This is a genomic window from Tsuneonella sp. HG249 (assembly GCF_053819205.1).
In genome coordinates this window covers 408,159-422,938 of sequence record NZ_JBSOQY010000001.1, presented here as the reverse complement: position 1 = coordinate 422,938, position 14,780 = coordinate 408,159, and the positions used below count along the sequence as shown (strand labels likewise).

The following is a 14,780-nucleotide window of genomic DNA, read 5'->3' as shown; positions in this document are numbered from 1 at the left end:
AATGTCCGACGATACCAACAATCGCGGCCCGCAAGATCGCGCGCGCGTTTCCGGCAGCCAGGAGCACGAGGTGCGCTACTTCGCGGAGCAAAATGGGATCAGCATGGAGCAAGCCGAACAGCTGATCGAGCGTCACGGCAGCAGCCGCGAGGAGCTCGAGGAAGCAGTTCGGCAGATGAAGAGCTAGCCTGGCTTCCCGCCGGCGCCGCATGTTGCATTTCCCGCTAGGGCGTTGTTTTCACTGGCCGAGCTGAGTCACCATCGGGTTGCCGGGGCGTTGTCACCCCGTCGCAGGCAAAGGCCTGCAATCAGGAGAGACGCCATGAAGAAACTGACAATGGCAGCAGTCGCTGCCTCCGCCCTTGCCCTTCCGGCCAACGCGCAGACCCTCAATCCGGGCACTACGGTAAGCGGAGGGGTGGTTACCCTCGACGCGCGCGGTCAGGCTGCTGGGACATCTCACGAGATTCCCAACCTCAACCTCGCGGTCGAGAACGGCGACGTCATCAGCTTCGAGTACAAAGGCCCATGCGGCGGCGGCGCACCGCGGGTGTTCATTCAGGGCGGCGCCTACAACACGTTCGACCAGGACCCGAACGGATCGGCGTGCGGCACGGATACCGACGGTGACGGCTGGTTCACGGTCACCGAGACCATCACCGGGATCACCAGTGGCGCGGCCGGGCAGGTCGGCATCGTCAACAATCAGATCGCCAACCCCGACGTGATCCAGGTGCGCAACCTCACGATCGACGGGCAGCGCATCAACCTCGCCACTGGCGGGCTCGGCTTGGCGAATGCCGACCAGTGCAAGAACGACGGCTGGCAGGCGGCCGGCTTCCGCAATCAGGGTGATTGCGTCAGCAGCTTCAAGAGCAACCGTCCGGACAATCGCTGAGTGAAGCGGGGCCGCCGGGAAACCGGCGGCTCCCGATCACGTCAAGCCTGGCCGCCGAGCGCGGCCGCTTCCATCGTGCACGCCGCAGCGTCGGGTGCGGGGAGCGGGCCTTTGGCCTCGGCCTGGGCCTTGGCGAGGTCTTCGCGGAAGCCGGGGTCCGCTTGCAGGCGCGCGAAAGTCGCGGCGGCAATCGTGCGGCCGGCCTCGACATCGCTCAGCCAATGAACGTTGCATACGCGGCGGCTATCGCCGTATTCGACGCCGCGCCTGACCAGCACCGCGGCGCGGGCGGGAAACACCGCGGCGAGCACCAGCGAGTCCCCGTAACCGATTGCCGCATGACCGCTGGGGTACGAACCGTTGTTGCGCAGCGCCGCCTCCGCTTTGGGCGTGCAGGTTGCCCTGCCGCTCAGCGTGAACGGGCGCGCGCGCATGTGCTGCGCCTTCACCCCGCTCGTGGAGGTGGCGAAATCGGCGGTCGCGCGGCGAAGCAAATGGGCAATTGCGGGCGTGGCCTGGTCTGAAATGGTCGCGCCCGCAGCGCATGAAAGGGCCTGCGGCAACGCGCCCGGTCCGAGGTCTGCATCGCGCCCGGCGAGCGCAAATCGCGTCGAACCGGCGAGCAGCAGCGCGGCTGCATTGGCCGCCCGGTCGCGCGCCAGCGCTTCGGACCCCTCGCCCGGCGGCGGCCCCACGAGCAGACCCCCATCCGGTAGAGGCCCACCGAGGTAGGCCGGGCCCATGTCGAACAACGCGCGGTCGCTGGGCGGTGCTTGCGCGGCGGCGGTCGGCGTGGCGTCTTCGGGCGCCGCGTAGGCGGCGGCGCAGCCAGTGAGCGAAAGCGCGAGGATGCCGGCGAGAAATCGGTTCATGCCCGGCTGATGCCCGAACTCCGTGCCGATCGCCAGCACCAGCATGCCCTTCCAGAAGGCGCGGGTCGCGTTTCACAACTAACTTATCTCAGTTGCACAACCTGTTAGCCGGCGTTAGACGACCCGACATGGGTCGCACCAAAGCTTCACGTTCGTGAGCATGCTCGATCGCATGTTCGTTGAGGAAAACACCCTCGGCGGTCGCATCCGCCAAGCGCGGCATGCGCACAGGTGGAGCCTGGAGACGCTGGCCGGCAAGCTCGGCATCTCCAAGGTGTCCGTATGGGGCTGGGAGATGGACCGGTCGCGCCCGCGGCTGCAGATGCTCGGCCGGTTGAGCGAGATTCTCGAGATTCCCGTCGAAATCCTTCTCAACGGCGCCGACAAGGCAAGGACAGGCCATAGCGTCGCTTCCTTGCTCGAGAGCCATCAGCACAGCATCGCCAAGGCGCTCGGCGTTCCGGCCGAGCAAGTGGCGATCAAGGTCACGCTAGGGACCGGTCGAAGCGAAGAGGCGGACCGCGAATCAGCCGAATGATCGCGAGGAGCCCTTCCGTCAGGCCCTGAGGTCGCTCGGGATCGGCGCCATGCGAACGCCGGGCTCCCCGAAGTCACGCAGACTCATGAACGACGCGAGATAGGGCGTATCGGGATCCGCGATGCGCGCGGGTGTCCGCCCGGCGAATCGGCGCAATTCCCGAATCATGTGCGACTGGTCGTAGAAATGCTCTTGCACCGGGGCGATGTCGTCTGCCGAAGCGTCCGGCCGCGATAGAAGCACCGCCGCGCGCAGGGCTCGGTACTTGCGCGCCAGCGCCTTCGGAGTGAGGCCGAAGTAGCGCTCGGCCAGTCGCTGGACCTGTCGTCCGCTGTAGCCGGTCATCGCGGGCAGGTCGGCGACCTCGGGTGACAGCGAACGCGCGAGCCATTGGCCCATGGTCTGGATGAAGCGCACGTGCGCTTCGGGCAACGGCCGGGCGGCGGCCAGCAGTCCGTTCGAGAGCCGCTCGCTAATCTCGGCGTCGGATAGCCGGTCGAAATCGCGCAGGATTCCCTCGCCCGCTGCCACTAGGGGGCCCGGCAGGTATTCGCGCGCATCGTGCAGCCGGTTGCCCTCGACGGCCGCCGAGCGGCCGGTGAGGCTGGCCCACCCCACCGGGCTCAGCATCGCGCCGCAGAGTTCCCACGGACCCTGCACCACGAATGTCGCGGCGGCATCGGTCGGGGTTATCACCGTGAGCGGGTGGCTCGGCTCGACACGCCCGTCGAGGAAATGGAGGTGGCCGCCCCCCCGCGCCATGACCGCGAAGATGCCCAAGCTGGAGGGTTGGACATCGCGGATCCATTCCTCGTCGCAGCTCAGGCGGAAGAACGTGGTAGCCAGCGGTGCCGCCGCTCCCGCAGGCGCGATCAGCGACATGCGGATGGACCCGGCGTGGGTTAGCCGGGGGGCTTCTTCGACATCGGTGGCGGCGCGACCCATCGCCACCTTGTCGCCTGCCGCACCGTCCCTGTCCAGCGGGGATTGGCGGCGGAAAATCGTTTTCCTACAAAGGCGCGAGCGTGCATCAATCGGCCCATGCACAAGCTCCGTCGCCCCCTCCTTTGCGCCCGCTCCGGCCGGGCGTGCGGGCCGAGAGCACGGCCTGATTGCACCGGCATCGATTCATCGCCTGAACAGTGTGCCAACTGTCCCAAGTCCTACAGCCGCCAGTCGATCGTCCCCCGCCCGCTTGATTCGAGGAAGGCGTTGGCGCGGCTGAACGGGCGGCTGCCGAAGAACCCGCGATACGCCGACAGAGGGCTGGGATGCGGGCTCTCGATCACGCAGTGGCGCTGGTCGCCGAGCGACCGGATGCGCCCGGCCTTCGCTTGCGCATGGCTGCCCCAGAGGATGAACACCGTCGGCTGGGGCCGCGCGGCCACCGCGGAAACGGCGGCATCGGTCAGCGTCTCCCACCCCCGCCCGGCATGGCTACCGGCCTTGCCCTCCTCGACCGTCAGGCAGGTATTGAGCAGCAGCACGCCCTGCCGCGCCCAGCCGCTAAGATTGCCATGCGCGGGGCGGTCGATGCCGCAGTCGCCGGCGAGCTCCCTGAAGATGTTGGCCAGGCTCGGCGGCAACTTGCACCCCTCGGGCACCGCGAAGCACAGCCCCATTGCCTGGCCGGGGCCGTGGTAGGGATCCTGCCCGAGGATGACGACCCGAACCGCCTCCAGCGGGGTGAGCTCGAACGCCTTCAATCGGCATCCGGAGGGTGGATATACCCGCTTGCCGGCGTCCTCTTCCGCGCGAAGCCAGCCGCCCAGCCGCCGCGCCTCGGGGCTCGCCAGCACCGGCTCCAGTACCGGCCGCCAGCTCTCGGGGATGGTCTCGCTGCCCATCCTGCGGAAATAGAACTCGGCACCCTGCGCCGCCAGCGCCCCTTTCCCTCTATCCCCATTGCTCCTAAGTGCGGCGGGCATGACCGTTCACTTTCACGAAGAAGACCTGCCCGAAGGGCTGACTTTCGCCGACGGCCCGATCGCGGTCGACACCGAGACGCTGGGCCTCATCACGCACCGCGACCGGCTGTGCGTGGTGCAGCTCTCCGACGGGCACGGCGACGAGCATCTCGTCCGCTTTTCGCCGGGCTCGAAATACGAAGCGCCGCGGCTCAAGGCGCTGCTCGGCGATCCCAAGCGGCTGAAGCTCTATCACTATGCCCGCTTCGACCTTGCGGCGATCTACCACTACCTGGGTTTCTGGGCCGCGCCGGTGTTCTGCACCAAGATCGCCAGCAAGCTCACGCGGACCTATACCGACCGTCACGGGCTCAAGAACCTCGTGTCGGAACTGCTCGCCGCCGACCTCTCCAAGCAGCAGCAGCTTTCCGATTGGGGCGCGCCCGAGCTCAACGAGGCGCAGCGCGAATACGCGGCGAGCGACGTGCGGTATCTCCACCGGCTTCGCGAGGTGCTGACCCAGCGGCTCGAGCGCGAGCACCGCACCGAGATCGCCGAGGCCTGCTTCGCGTTCCTTCCGACGCGAGCCTTGCTGGACCTCGCCGGCTGGGCCGATCGCGACATATTCAGCCACGATTAGGCCGCCGGGGCGTTTGGCAACTGCGATGATCCTAACCCGCCGCATCGAGACCCAGGAGGCCAAGGAGCTGCGTGGCGCGCGGCGGCGCTTCGCCGCGCCCGGGGGATCGCACGACAAGGTGGTGTGGGTGCTCTCGCGCGCGCTGCCGATGGGCGTCGGCGTGATCGCGGCGCTGATGATCGTCACCCCGCTGTCGCCCCGCGGCGAGATCAGCTTCCTGCTCGACCGCAACAAAGTGGAAGTGATCGACGAGCGCCTGCGGGTGGACAACGCGATGTACCGGGGCGCCGATGCTCAAGGCCGTCCGTTCTCGCTGACCGCGGGCGAGGCCGTCCAGCGCTCGGGCGCCGAGGGGATCGTGCGCATGCGCGATCTCGTCGCGCGCATCCTGCTGCCCGAAGGCCCAGCCAGTGTGAACGCCGGGGTGGGCCAGTACGATATTCGCGAGGAAGTGGTCGGCGTGCCTGGCGGAGTCACCGTGACCGCGGCCGACGGCTATCGGATGACCGCGCGAGGGGTATCGGTGGACCTGCCGGGCAAGCGCTTGGTCGGCGCGGGCGGGGTGTCCGGCAGCATTCCCGCAGGAACCTTCTCCGCCAACCGGCTCGAGGCCGATCTCAACGCCCGGACAGTGACACTCGCCGGCAATGCGCGGCTGCGCATGGTGCCCGGCAAGCTGAGGATGCCCTGATGAACGCTCACCTCCACACCGCCGCCCGCTGGGGCTTGGGCGCCTTCGCCGCTACCGCCGCGGCCTTCGCCTGCATCCAGGCGGGCGCGCAGGACATCGCCGGGCACAACTCGAACGCGCCGGTCAACTACTCGGCCGACCGCATCGAGCTGCAGGACCGGCAGAACCGCGTGGTGCTGTCGGGCGGCGTCGATATCACTCAGGGGGGGCTGCGGCTGCAGGCGGCGCGCACTCAGGTGAACTACACCGACGCGGGCAGCCTGCGCATCCAGCGTATCACGGCCACGGGGGGCGTCACGGTCACGCGGGGCAACGAGCGCGCGGCGGGCGAGGTCGCGGTGTACGATTTCAATCGCCGACTGATCACGTTGGCCGGTAACGTGCGCCTCAACCGCGGCGGCGACACGCTCAATGGCGGACGGCTAGTGATCGATCTCCGGAGCGGAATTTCCAGTGTCGATGGGCGTGCCAACGGCTCGTCGTCGGTTACCGGTTCGGTGAACAGCAGCGGCAGCGGACGTGTCAGCGGGTCGTTCAGCGTGCCGCAGAACTAGCGCTCAATACGCCCGCGGATGCACCAGCACGCGCACGGTCTGCAACACGATCAGCGCATCGCGCCAGATGCTCCAGCCGCGAATATACTCGAGGTCGGCGCCGAGCCGGTCGGTGAGATCAACCTCCATGTCTGTCGCTCCGCGCAGCCCGCGAACCTGCGCCAGCCCGGTCAGGCCCGGCTTCAGCGAGTGACGGTGCCAGTAGTCGCCGTGCACCTCCCAGAACAGCTTCTTGCCGGCCTGAGATCCCAGCGCATGTGGGCGCGGCCCGACCACGCTCATCTCGCTCTTCAAAACGTTGATGAGCTGCGGCAGTTCGTCGATGCTGGTTTGGCGGATGAAACGGCCAACGGCAGTTACCCGATCATCGTCCCGCGCGGCGGACCGGCCGCCGTCATGGTCGCTGCCCTCGGCCCGCATCGAGCGGAACTTGTAGACCTCGAAGAACCGGTTCCCTCGGCCTAGCCGGCGCTGGACGAAGAACACCGGCCCGCGATCAGTCAGCTTGATCGCGAGCGCCGTCAGCAACATAACCGGTGAGAGGACGACGAGACCGGCGACCGCTACGGCGATGTCAAACCCGCGTTTCATCACCCGTTGCCGCAAGCCCAAGGGGCCGGCCGAGACGATGAGCGACGTCCAGCCGTCCTCGACCGCGAGGCCGATCGGGGCGAGCTCGTTCAGCCGGTCGCTTACCACCTCTCCGCGCACCCCTGCGGCGCGGAGTACTTGCGCCCAGGCGGGCCGGTCGACTGCCGGACAACTGACGATGACCCGGTCCATGTTGACGAGGTAACGCCCGAGCCGGTCCAGCGCCTGCGGATCGGCGGCATCGGGGCGCAAGCCATGCGCGGCAGCGTCGATGCGGATGGCATCGCGAAGGGTGACCTCCGGCCCCACCGGCCCTAAGCAGCAGCTGGTTGGTGACGGCGGTGCCCCAGGTCTTCTCAATCCACACAGCCACGGCACGCCTGCTGGCGACGATGAGCAGAGCGGTGAGCAGCAGACCGCCGGTAAACAGGACCCGGGAGAAGCTGGCGGTACTCTTGGTGAAGAAGGTTATGAAGATGAGCAGCGCAGCGGCCACGGCCAAAGCCCACAGCGAGCGCCACACTCCGAACCGCCAGTCATTGAGGGCGCCGATCGAATACGCTTGCTGATAGAGCGCCAGCGTAAGGTACAACGGCAACAACAGTTGCCCCTCCTGAAGCACAGAGCGCGCACCGATAACGTCGCGGTAGAGTGTGCCGACCAAGCCGAACGCGCCTAGCAACAGCACAACGTCGATAAGCAGCACCGCGATATACAGGCGGACCCGCCGCCGTTCGAGCGACGGGGCGAGCGGGCGCATCGTGCGTGGCGCGGTCGGTCCCGGTCTCAATGGGGCATTCATCTCACGCTCCGCGATTCATCGCCGGGAGGCGCGGCGAGCAAGAGTGCTGGCCAACCCGCCGTCGAGCACGAGGGTGCCGAAACAAGGTTAATTATACAATACCAACCCTTGGCCGAGTCCACTCCTCGCGTCAGCCAGTTCAGCGGCGCGCAGCACTGGCAATTCCCGCCAACGCCTGCGCCAGCATGGTCTCGCCGGCCGCGCTGTTAGCGAGCAGCGACCGGTGGAGTTCGATCAGCCGCGCCGCCAATCGCGCCAACTTCCGCCCGCGCCAATGCTCGAGTTGCTCGGCCAGATCGTGCTGGTCCTTGAAGAACACACGGCGGGCCTTGGTTTCCGCCTCGACCAGCGCCCGCGGGCTTCCGCCTCGCCCCAGCTTAGCGTTGAGCTGAGCTAGCTGCGCGGTGCGGCGCTCGAAGGCGAGCAGCAGCCCGACCGGGTTGAGCGACAGCTCGCGCATCCGCGCGAGTTCACCGGCGAGGCGATCGGTGCGCCCGGCCAGCACCACGTTCACCAGCGGGATGGAGCCGTCGTCCTCGGTCCGCGCCCCAATTGCATCGAGCGCCTCGGCATCCGCAGCGACTGGAGCGGTCGGGCTGGCGTCGAGGTAAAGCGCCAGCTTCTCGATTTCCGATCGCGCTAGCCGAACGTCGAGACCGGCGGCGCGAGCGATGCGCGCGGCCAACTCGCCCGTCAGTTTGAGGCCCAGTTCCTCGCCCATCGTGCGAACCGAGTCGCGTAGCTGGTTGAGGTCGGGCGGGTAGAACATCGCCACCAGCGCGTCGCCCCGCGCCTCGAGCAGCTTGGCCGTGCGCGACTTGTCGGTGGCGGAGGTCGCCACGATCAGCACCGGGCACGGCTCGCCCTCGCCTGCATCGATCGCCGCCAGGTGATTGGCCAACGCGTCATGCACCTCGTCCCCCGTCGCGCGAACGACGATGTGCCGCGCTCCGGCGAACAGCGAAGTGGAACGCGCCTCGTCGGCGAGGATGACCGGGTCGCGCCGCAAGTCGCCGCCGGCCAGTTCGACCCGTTCGCCGGGCTCCGCCAGCATGGCCGCGACGCGCTGCGCCGCGGCCGCGGCGCCCGCTTCGTCCGGGCCGCAGAAGAAGAACGTCTTGCACGCCCGCACCGCGCGGGGCGCGACGGCGGCAAAATCCTTCTGGCTGGCCTTCATCGGCCGCCCGTCACTGCTGGTTGCGCAGCGTCAGCGCCAGCCGGGTGGTGATCTGCGAGGCGACTTCCCGCGCGAGATTCTCGAGCGCCGTCTGCTCGGCGGCGATCGTCGCGTATTCGCTCGAGACGACGTCGATCCCAGCATCCGATCCCGCGGTCGCATCGACGAGGATCTCCCCGTCGGACAAGTCGACCAACTGATAGCGCGCGCGAAGCGTGCGGCGCTCGCGGCCTATCGTGTCGTCGCTAAGCCCGCCGAGCCCTTCGAGCTTGTCGTCGAGGCGCACGTCAAGCCGGTAGCGCGCCGCAGACTGCCCGGCGGCGCCGAGCCGGTCGACCAGCGCGTTGCGTACCAGCCATCCGGACTGCCCCTCGATCGGCGGCACTTCGACGGCGGCCAGCTCGCGGCCTACCACGCCGCTGCCGCCGCCGGCATACATCGGCTGCAGGCCGCAGCCGGCAAGGGCGAGTGCGAGTGCAAGCCCTGCGATGAGCGCAGCGCGGGTCATGCGACGATGTTCACCAGCCGGTCGGGCACCACGATCACCTTGCGTATCTGCGCTCCATCCAGCGAACGCTGGACTTTGTCCGAGGCCAGCGCAAGCGCCTCCAGCTCGGCATTGGGCAGGCCCTTGGCGACAGTCAGCGTGTCGCGCAGCTTGCCCTTGACCTGCACCGCCACGGTCACTTCGTCCTCGACGAGCAGAGCTGGATCGACGGCCGGCCAGGCGCACTCGGCGACGAGGCCTTCGCCTCCGATCATCGCCCAGGCTTCCTCGGCAAGATGAGGCATCATCGGTGCGACGAGTTGGACCAGCGTGCGGATCGCTCGGCTGCGCACGCCGGAGGCCTCGGCCTTTTCAACGGCGCTGGTGAGCTCGTAAATCCGCGCCACCGCCTTGTTGAACGCCAGCGCCTCGATGTCCCGCCCGACGGCGTCGATGGTCTGGTGAACCTTGCGATCAAGCGCTTGATCGGGGCCATTCGATGTCTGATCGAACTGTTGAAACAGCCGCCACAACCGCTGCACGAAGCGCGAGCAGCCTTCGATGCCGGATTCCGACCAGGGCAGGTCGCGTTCGGGCGGGCTGTCGGACAGCATGAACCAACGGACGGCATCGGCGCCGAAGCGGTCGACGATCATGTCGGGGTCGACGACGTTCTTCTTCGACTTCGACATCTTGACGACTTTGCCGATGGTCACCGGCCCGCCGTCCGCCGACAAGGTCGCCCCGGTTCCGGTCCGCTCCACTTCGTCGGGACCGAACCAGACCTCCCGGTCGCCGTCGCGGCGCGAGTAGGTCTCGTGGGTCACCATGCCCTGGGTGAACAGCGAAGCGAACGGCTCCGCGAAGTCGAGCATGCCGATGCGCTGCAGCGCGCGGGTCCAGAAGCGCGCGTAGAGCAGATGCAGGATCGCGTGCTCGATCCCGCCGATGTACTGGTCCACCGGCAGCCATTTGGCGACCTCGTCGCGGTCGAATGGCCGGTCGGCCGGCTGGCTGGCGAAGCGCAGGAAGTACCAGCTCGAATTGACGAACGTGTCGAGCGTGTCGGTCTCGCGGGTGGCCGAGCTGCCGCAGCCGGGGCATCGGACATGTTTCCAGGTGGGGTGCCGCTCAAGCGGATTGCCGGGCATCCCGAAGTCGACGTTGTCGGGGAGCACTACCGGTAGCTGGCTTTCGGGAACTGGGACGATGCCACAGGCTGGGCAATGAATGAACGGAGTCGGCGTGCCCCAATAGCGCTGGCGCGAGACACCCCAGTCGCGCAGCCGCCAGACAGTCTTGCCCTGCCCCCGCCCCTGCGCCTCGAGCCGCGCGATCACCTCGCGCTTGGCGTCCTCGACGCTCATTCCGTCGAGGAAGTCGGAGTTGACGACCACGCCTTCGCCGGACTCGGCCTCGCCCGTAAACGGCTTGTCGGCGTCCTCGGGGCTCGCCGCCACGACGCGCGGGATGGGCAGGCCGTACTTGGTGGCAAACTCGAAATCGCGCTGGTCGTGGCCGGGCACGGCCATGATGGCGCCGGTGCCGTATTCCATCAGCACGAAGTTGGCGATGTAGACCGGCAGGTGCTTTCCGGTGAACGGGTGGACCGCGCCGATGCCGGTGTCGAAGCCGAGCTTCTCGGCCGTCTCCAGCTCGGCCGCGGTCGTGCCGCCGCGCTTGCATGCGTCGATGAACTTGCCCGCTTCGCAATTGTTGAGCGCCACGGCCTGCGCCACCGGGTGGTCGGGCGCGACCGCCACGAAAGTGGCGCCGAAGATCGTGTCGGGCCGCGTGGTATAGACTTCAAGGCTATCGCCGTTCGAAAGGTCGAAGGCGAACTGCAGGCCGGTTGACTTGCCGATCCAGTTTTCCTGCATCAGCCGGACCTTGTCGGGCCAGGTGTCGAGCTTGCCCAGCCCTTCCAGCAGTTCCTCGGCGAAGTCGGTGATGCGCAGGAACCATTGGCTCAGCTTGCGGCGCTCCACCGGCGCGCCCGAGCGCCAGCCCTTGCCGTCGATCACCTGCTCGTTGGCGAGCACGGTCATGTCGACCGGGTCCCAGTTGACCTCGCTCTCCTTGCGGTAAACGAGTCCCGCCTCGTAGAGCTTCAGGAACAGCGCCTGCTCGTGCCCATAGTATTCCGGGTCGCAGGTGGCGAATTCGCGCGACCAGTCGAGCGCGAAGCCGAGACGCTTCAATTGCGCCTTCATGTGGTCGATGTTGGCGCGGGTCCAGCCGCCGGGGTGAACGCCCTTTTCCATCGCGGCGTTCTCCGCCGGCATGCCGAACGCGTCCCACCCCATTGGGTGGAGCACCTCGTGGCCGGTCAGCTTCTTGTAGCGCGCGAGAACGTCGCCCATCGTGTAGTTGCGCACGTGCCCGATATGGATGCGCCCCGAAGGATAGGGAAACATCTCGAGCACGTAGCTCTTGGGCTTGTTCGACGCGCTGTCGGCGCGGAACGTCAGGCGTTCGTCCCAGGCGCGCTGCCAGCGCCCATCCGCCACCGACGGATCGAAACGCTGGTCAATCATGGGAGAACCTTTTGTTTCGATCAGCTCGCGATGGCCTGGCGCCGGAGCGCGCGGGCCTTGCTGAGGATGATGTCCTCGAGGCGCTGAACCGTCGCGGCCTGGACCGGGGCATCGACCCACTGGCCGGCCTGCGCGACCTGGCGGCTGGCGGCCACGCGCACCGCGTCGGCGCGTAGATCCTGGTCGAGAATCGACACGGTGATCTTGACCCGCTCGTTCGGATTGCGCGGATTCGTGTACCAGTCCGTCACGATGACGCCACCATTGCTGTCGGACTGGAGCAGCGGAGCGAAGCTCACGGTCTCGAGCGCAGCACGCCAGAGATAGGCGTTGACGCCGATCGTGGTGACCTGGCTGGCGGCGAGGTCGGCCTTCGGCTTGTCCGGGCCGCTGGCGCAAGCCGACAGGGCGGTGGCGGTGGCGGCAACGAGCGCGATGCGGGTGGCGCGCGAAAGGGCGGTCATGCGCAAGGAGAGTTCCTCATGATAATTCGGCAAAGCCTCTAGTGCCCCCGCGCGATGCGGGCAAGGCGTCGTGCGTCACTAGCGGGGGCACGCCGTGAATGCCTCCTTAATCGGGCTGCGCGCGGGGTTCTGTGGGGTCGCTGCAACACCTGCCCCGGAATGGGAGCATGCCTGTGGAAAAGCTGGCGAAAGGGGCGGCGTCGGCTTATCCCAGTTGTTCGCCGGGTCGGTCGAGGCGAGTCGGTTTCGGATGAAACCAGCCCGGCTCATCGATCGTTCAGGGCGGGCAGGTTAGAAAGCGCGGCAAAACGCGTCGCTCTGGGGAATGCGAAGGCTGGTATCGTGAAGCTGGACGGCAATCGTGACCGCAGGAATCCTCGGGCCGGCCGGTTGGCTGCGTTTGCCGTTTCGGCGGTTGTGCTGACCGGGCTGCCCACGGCCGTTCTCGCGGTAACCGACACGTTCGTTTCGCGCCCGTCGATAACCCGGCTTGGGCTGTTCACTCCGGCCAACGGCGATCCTGCGATCGCTCGCCGCGTAGCGGCCAAGATAGCTGCGCGTGGACAGGCGATGCGCTTCACTCCCGCGGGGGCTACCCTCGAAGCCGGCCGTACGGTGACCGTGGCTATTCGCGTCGATCCGGAACAAGCGCGGGCCATTTCCGTCCGCGGTGCTATCGCCGCTGCGAAGGGCGATACCGGGCTCGGCCCGTCGCTCGCGACCCTAGCCCCGGCGCGCTACAACCTCGGTATTTCGCGCGGCTACCAGAGCTTCGCCAAGACTGCCGAACCGACGATCGATCTCAAGCGCGTGGAGATGATCGACCTGGCGAGCTTCCGGCCGCGCGAAGGCGTGAAGGAAACTCCGGGCCGGCTCCAGCCGCGCATCGCGCTGGAAGAGGCCTCTCGCGCCGGCAGCAGCCCACGCACCCTGCAGGGCGCCGGCGAGCAGGCGGTCGACCTCGGCGCAGGTTATCGGCTCTCGCGGAATCTCAACGTGACCGCGGGCGTGCGCCTCAGCCAGGATCGCGACCGGCTTGCCCCGCTGACCGATGCGGTGCGGGACGATCAAGCCGTTTATGTGGGCACCCAGTTCCGCTTCTGACGCTACGGAAATCTCGGTCGCCGCGCCCCGCTTCGGCGGGGTTTTTCTTTGCGCTCGCGTGCGGTTCCTATACGCAAGACCGCGGAGAGAACGCTCAAAAAAAAGAGGAGCTGGGATGGCACGCGTGGCAATCGTCACCGGGGGTACCCGTGGCATAGGGGAGGCGATCAGCCTCGCGCTCAAGGAACAAGGGCGCACGGTGGTCGCCAACTACGGCGGCAACGACGCCAAGGCGCGCGAGTTCAGTGAGGCTACCGGCATCAAGGTCTACAAGTGGGACGTGGGCGCCCACCAGGCCTGCCTCGACGGCTGCGCGCGAGTGACCGAGGAAGTCGGCCCGGTCGACATCGTCGTCAACAACGCGGGCATCACCCGCGACGGGACGCTCGCGCGGATGAGCTACGACGACTGGCACGACGTCATGCGGATCAACCTCGGCGGCTGCTTCAACATGGCCAAGGCCTGCTTCGGTGGGATGGTCGAGCGCGGCTGGGGGCGCATCGTCAACATCGGCTCGATCAACGGCCAAGCGGGGCAATACGGCCAGGTCAACTACGCGGCCGCCAAGAGCGGTATCCACGGCTTTACCAAGGCGCTGGCGCAGGAAGGGGCGCGCAAGGGCGTCACCGTCAACGCCATCGCTCCGGGCTACATCGATACCGACATGGTCGCCGCGGTTCCGCCCCCGGTGCTCGAGAAGATCGTCGCCAAGATCCCCGTCGGCCGCCTCGGCCATGCCCAGGAAATCGCCCGCGGAGTGGTGTTCCTGACGTCCGAAGAGGCAGGCTTCGTGACCGGTTCGACGATGAGCATCAACGGCGGTCAGCACATGTACTGACGGCGGCCGGTGGCTACTTCCAGGCGAACAACAACCGCCCCTCACCCAGACGCTCCAACACCTCTTCGATCGCATCCTCAGCGAACGCGAAGCACCCTTGGCTGCGCCCGATGAGCCCCTGCGCCGAGGCCATCGCCTCGCTCACGTAGTCGGCCCCGTGGATCACGATCGCGCGCGGTTCGGCGAGGTCGTTGTCGCGGTCGAGCCCGACGAGCCGGCGCGAGCGGCCGTGCTTGCCGACGTAGGCCTGGCCGGTAAGGTAGGCGCCGCGCGACGAGGCTTTCGAATCGGGCACGTTGGAGAAGCGCTGCAACCACCCGCTGCGGTCGGGATCGGAACCGCTGCCGTGCGAAACGAGCAGGCTGTCTGTTCGCCCGCTCTCGAGGTCGATCAGATGGAAGCGCGGCTCGCGCGAGGGTTGCGCGAAGTCGACCACCGCGATCCGGTCGCGGTGCGCGATGAGGTCCGCGTGGCGTTCGAGCGCGGCCATCGCGCGCGGATAGAGGCGGGGCATAGTCAGGTCGGGCGCAGGGCGCGGCGTCGCGGGCATCGCGGCGCGCGGCGCGGCCTCGCGCAAGGCGCTCGAGAGCAACGGCAGCGACAGCCCGGCGACGGCAATGCCTGCCCCGGCCAGAAAGCGCCGCCGCTGCGCGGCGTATGGAAGTCCCACCTCGTCCATT

At 67.7% G+C, this 14,780-nt stretch carries 17 protein-coding genes; 8 read left to right on the top strand and 9 right to left on the bottom strand.

The window, feature by feature from the left end:
• Position 1: 1 nt before the first annotated feature.
• Entirely contained in the window at positions 2 to 187 is a 186-nt protein-coding gene (locus tag ACWPM1_RS02140; RefSeq protein WP_455693196.1) for a DUF3606 domain-containing protein, read from the top strand.
• Between the two features lie 135 nt (positions 188 to 322).
• Positions 323 to 898 (top strand): hypothetical protein, encoded by a 576-nt coding sequence (locus tag ACWPM1_RS02135; RefSeq protein ID WP_455693195.1) that lies wholly within the window; start codon positions 323 to 325, stop codon positions 896 to 898.
• A 41-nt stretch (positions 899 to 939) separates the two neighbouring features.
• On the opposite strand, the gene ACWPM1_RS02130 is transcribed toward ACWPM1_RS02135, so the two are convergent.
• Positions 940 to 1,815, bottom strand: coding sequence for an acid phosphatase (locus ACWPM1_RS02130; protein WP_455693194.1), 876 nt, complete (start codon positions 1,813 to 1,815; stop codon positions 940 to 942).
• 115 nt (positions 1,816 to 1,930) lie between these two features.
• On the opposite strand from ACWPM1_RS02130, the gene ACWPM1_RS02125 reads away from it, so the two are divergent.
• Entirely contained in the window at positions 1,931 to 2,308 is a 378-nt protein-coding gene (locus tag ACWPM1_RS02125; RefSeq protein WP_455693193.1) for a helix-turn-helix domain-containing protein, read from the top strand.
• A gap of 18 nt (positions 2,309 to 2,326) precedes the next feature.
• Here ACWPM1_RS02125 and ACWPM1_RS02120 read toward each other — a convergent pair whose 3' ends face one another.
• Positions 2,327 to 3,253, bottom strand: a complete 927-nt coding sequence (locus tag ACWPM1_RS02120) for a helix-turn-helix domain-containing protein (RefSeq protein ID WP_455693192.1) — start codon at positions 3,251 to 3,253, stop codon at positions 2,327 to 2,329.
• A gap of 218 nt (positions 3,254 to 3,471) precedes the next feature.
• Positions 3,472 to 4,155, bottom strand: a complete 684-nt coding sequence (locus ACWPM1_RS02115) for a uracil-DNA glycosylase (RefSeq protein WP_455695106.1) — start codon at positions 4,153 to 4,155, stop codon at positions 3,472 to 3,474.
• A gap of 79 nt (positions 4,156 to 4,234) precedes the next feature.
• Here ACWPM1_RS02115 and ACWPM1_RS02110 point away from each other — a divergent pair, with 79 nt between their 5' ends.
• The 3 genes from ACWPM1_RS02110 to ACWPM1_RS02100 are packed head-to-tail and all read left to right on the top strand — an operon-like array spanning position 4,235 to position 6,100.
• Complete coding sequence (locus ACWPM1_RS02110; protein ID WP_455693191.1) at positions 4,235 to 4,855, top strand: ribonuclease D; 621 nt, start codon at positions 4,235 to 4,237, stop codon at positions 4,853 to 4,855.
• 25 nt (positions 4,856 to 4,880) lie between these two features.
• On the top strand, positions 4,881 to 5,546 hold the full coding sequence (lptC, locus tag ACWPM1_RS02105; RefSeq protein ID WP_455693190.1) for an LPS export ABC transporter periplasmic protein LptC: 666 nt from the start codon (positions 4,881 to 4,883) through the stop codon (positions 5,544 to 5,546).
• Positions 5,546 to 6,100, top strand: a complete 555-nt coding sequence (locus ACWPM1_RS02100; RefSeq protein ID WP_455693189.1) for an LptA/OstA family protein — start codon at positions 5,546 to 5,548, stop codon at positions 6,098 to 6,100. Before lptC ends, ACWPM1_RS02100 begins: the two co-directional genes overlap by 1 nt.
• Positions 6,101 to 6,103: 3 nt before the next feature.
• Here ACWPM1_RS02100 and ACWPM1_RS02095 read toward each other — a convergent pair whose 3' ends face one another.
• The 5 genes from ACWPM1_RS02095 to ACWPM1_RS02075 all read right to left on the bottom strand — a co-directional run bounded on the left by ACWPM1_RS02095 (position 6,104) and on the right by ACWPM1_RS02075 (position 12,158).
• Positions 6,104 to 7,000: a sugar transferase gene (locus ACWPM1_RS02095; RefSeq protein ID WP_455693188.1), complete on the bottom strand. Its 897-nt coding sequence runs from the start codon at positions 6,998 to 7,000 to the stop codon at positions 6,104 to 6,106.
• A 632-nt stretch (positions 7,001 to 7,632) separates the two neighbouring features.
• Positions 7,633 to 8,670 (bottom strand): DNA polymerase III subunit delta, encoded by a 1,038-nt coding sequence (gene holA, locus ACWPM1_RS02090; protein WP_455693187.1) that lies wholly within the window; start codon positions 8,668 to 8,670, stop codon positions 7,633 to 7,635.
• Positions 8,671 to 8,680: 10 nt separating this feature from the next.
• Positions 8,681 to 9,178, bottom strand: coding sequence for an LPS assembly lipoprotein LptE (lptE, locus tag ACWPM1_RS02085; RefSeq protein ID WP_455693186.1), 498 nt, complete (start codon positions 9,176 to 9,178; stop codon positions 8,681 to 8,683).
• Complete coding sequence (gene leuS, locus ACWPM1_RS02080) at positions 9,175 to 11,694, bottom strand: leucine--tRNA ligase (protein ID WP_455693185.1); 2,520 nt, start codon at positions 11,692 to 11,694, stop codon at positions 9,175 to 9,177. Before leuS ends, lptE begins: the two co-directional genes overlap by 4 nt.
• A gap of 20 nt (positions 11,695 to 11,714) precedes the next feature.
• Positions 11,715 to 12,158 (bottom strand): DUF3576 domain-containing protein, encoded by a 444-nt coding sequence (locus ACWPM1_RS02075; RefSeq protein ID WP_455693184.1) that lies wholly within the window; start codon positions 12,156 to 12,158, stop codon positions 11,715 to 11,717.
• A 342-nt stretch (positions 12,159 to 12,500) separates the two neighbouring features.
• Here ACWPM1_RS02075 and ACWPM1_RS02070 point away from each other — a divergent pair, with 342 nt between their 5' ends.
• Together ACWPM1_RS02070 and phbB are read left to right on the top strand one after the other, a co-directional pair.
• Positions 12,501 to 13,262, top strand: a complete 762-nt coding sequence (locus ACWPM1_RS02070) for a hypothetical protein (protein WP_455693183.1) — start codon at positions 12,501 to 12,503, stop codon at positions 13,260 to 13,262.
• 115 nt (positions 13,263 to 13,377) lie between these two features.
• The gene (gene phbB / locus ACWPM1_RS02065; protein ID WP_455693182.1) at positions 13,378 to 14,100 is read left to right on the top strand and encodes an acetoacetyl-CoA reductase; all 723 of its coding nucleotides are present in this window, start codon (positions 13,378 to 13,380) and stop codon (positions 14,098 to 14,100) included.
• 13 nt (positions 14,101 to 14,113) lie between these two features.
• On the opposite strand, the gene ACWPM1_RS02060 is transcribed toward phbB, so the two are convergent.
• On the bottom strand, positions 14,114 to 14,779 hold the full coding sequence (locus ACWPM1_RS02060; RefSeq protein WP_455693181.1) for a murein L,D-transpeptidase catalytic domain family protein: 666 nt from the start codon (positions 14,777 to 14,779) through the stop codon (positions 14,114 to 14,116).
• Position 14,780: the final 1 nt, after the last annotated feature.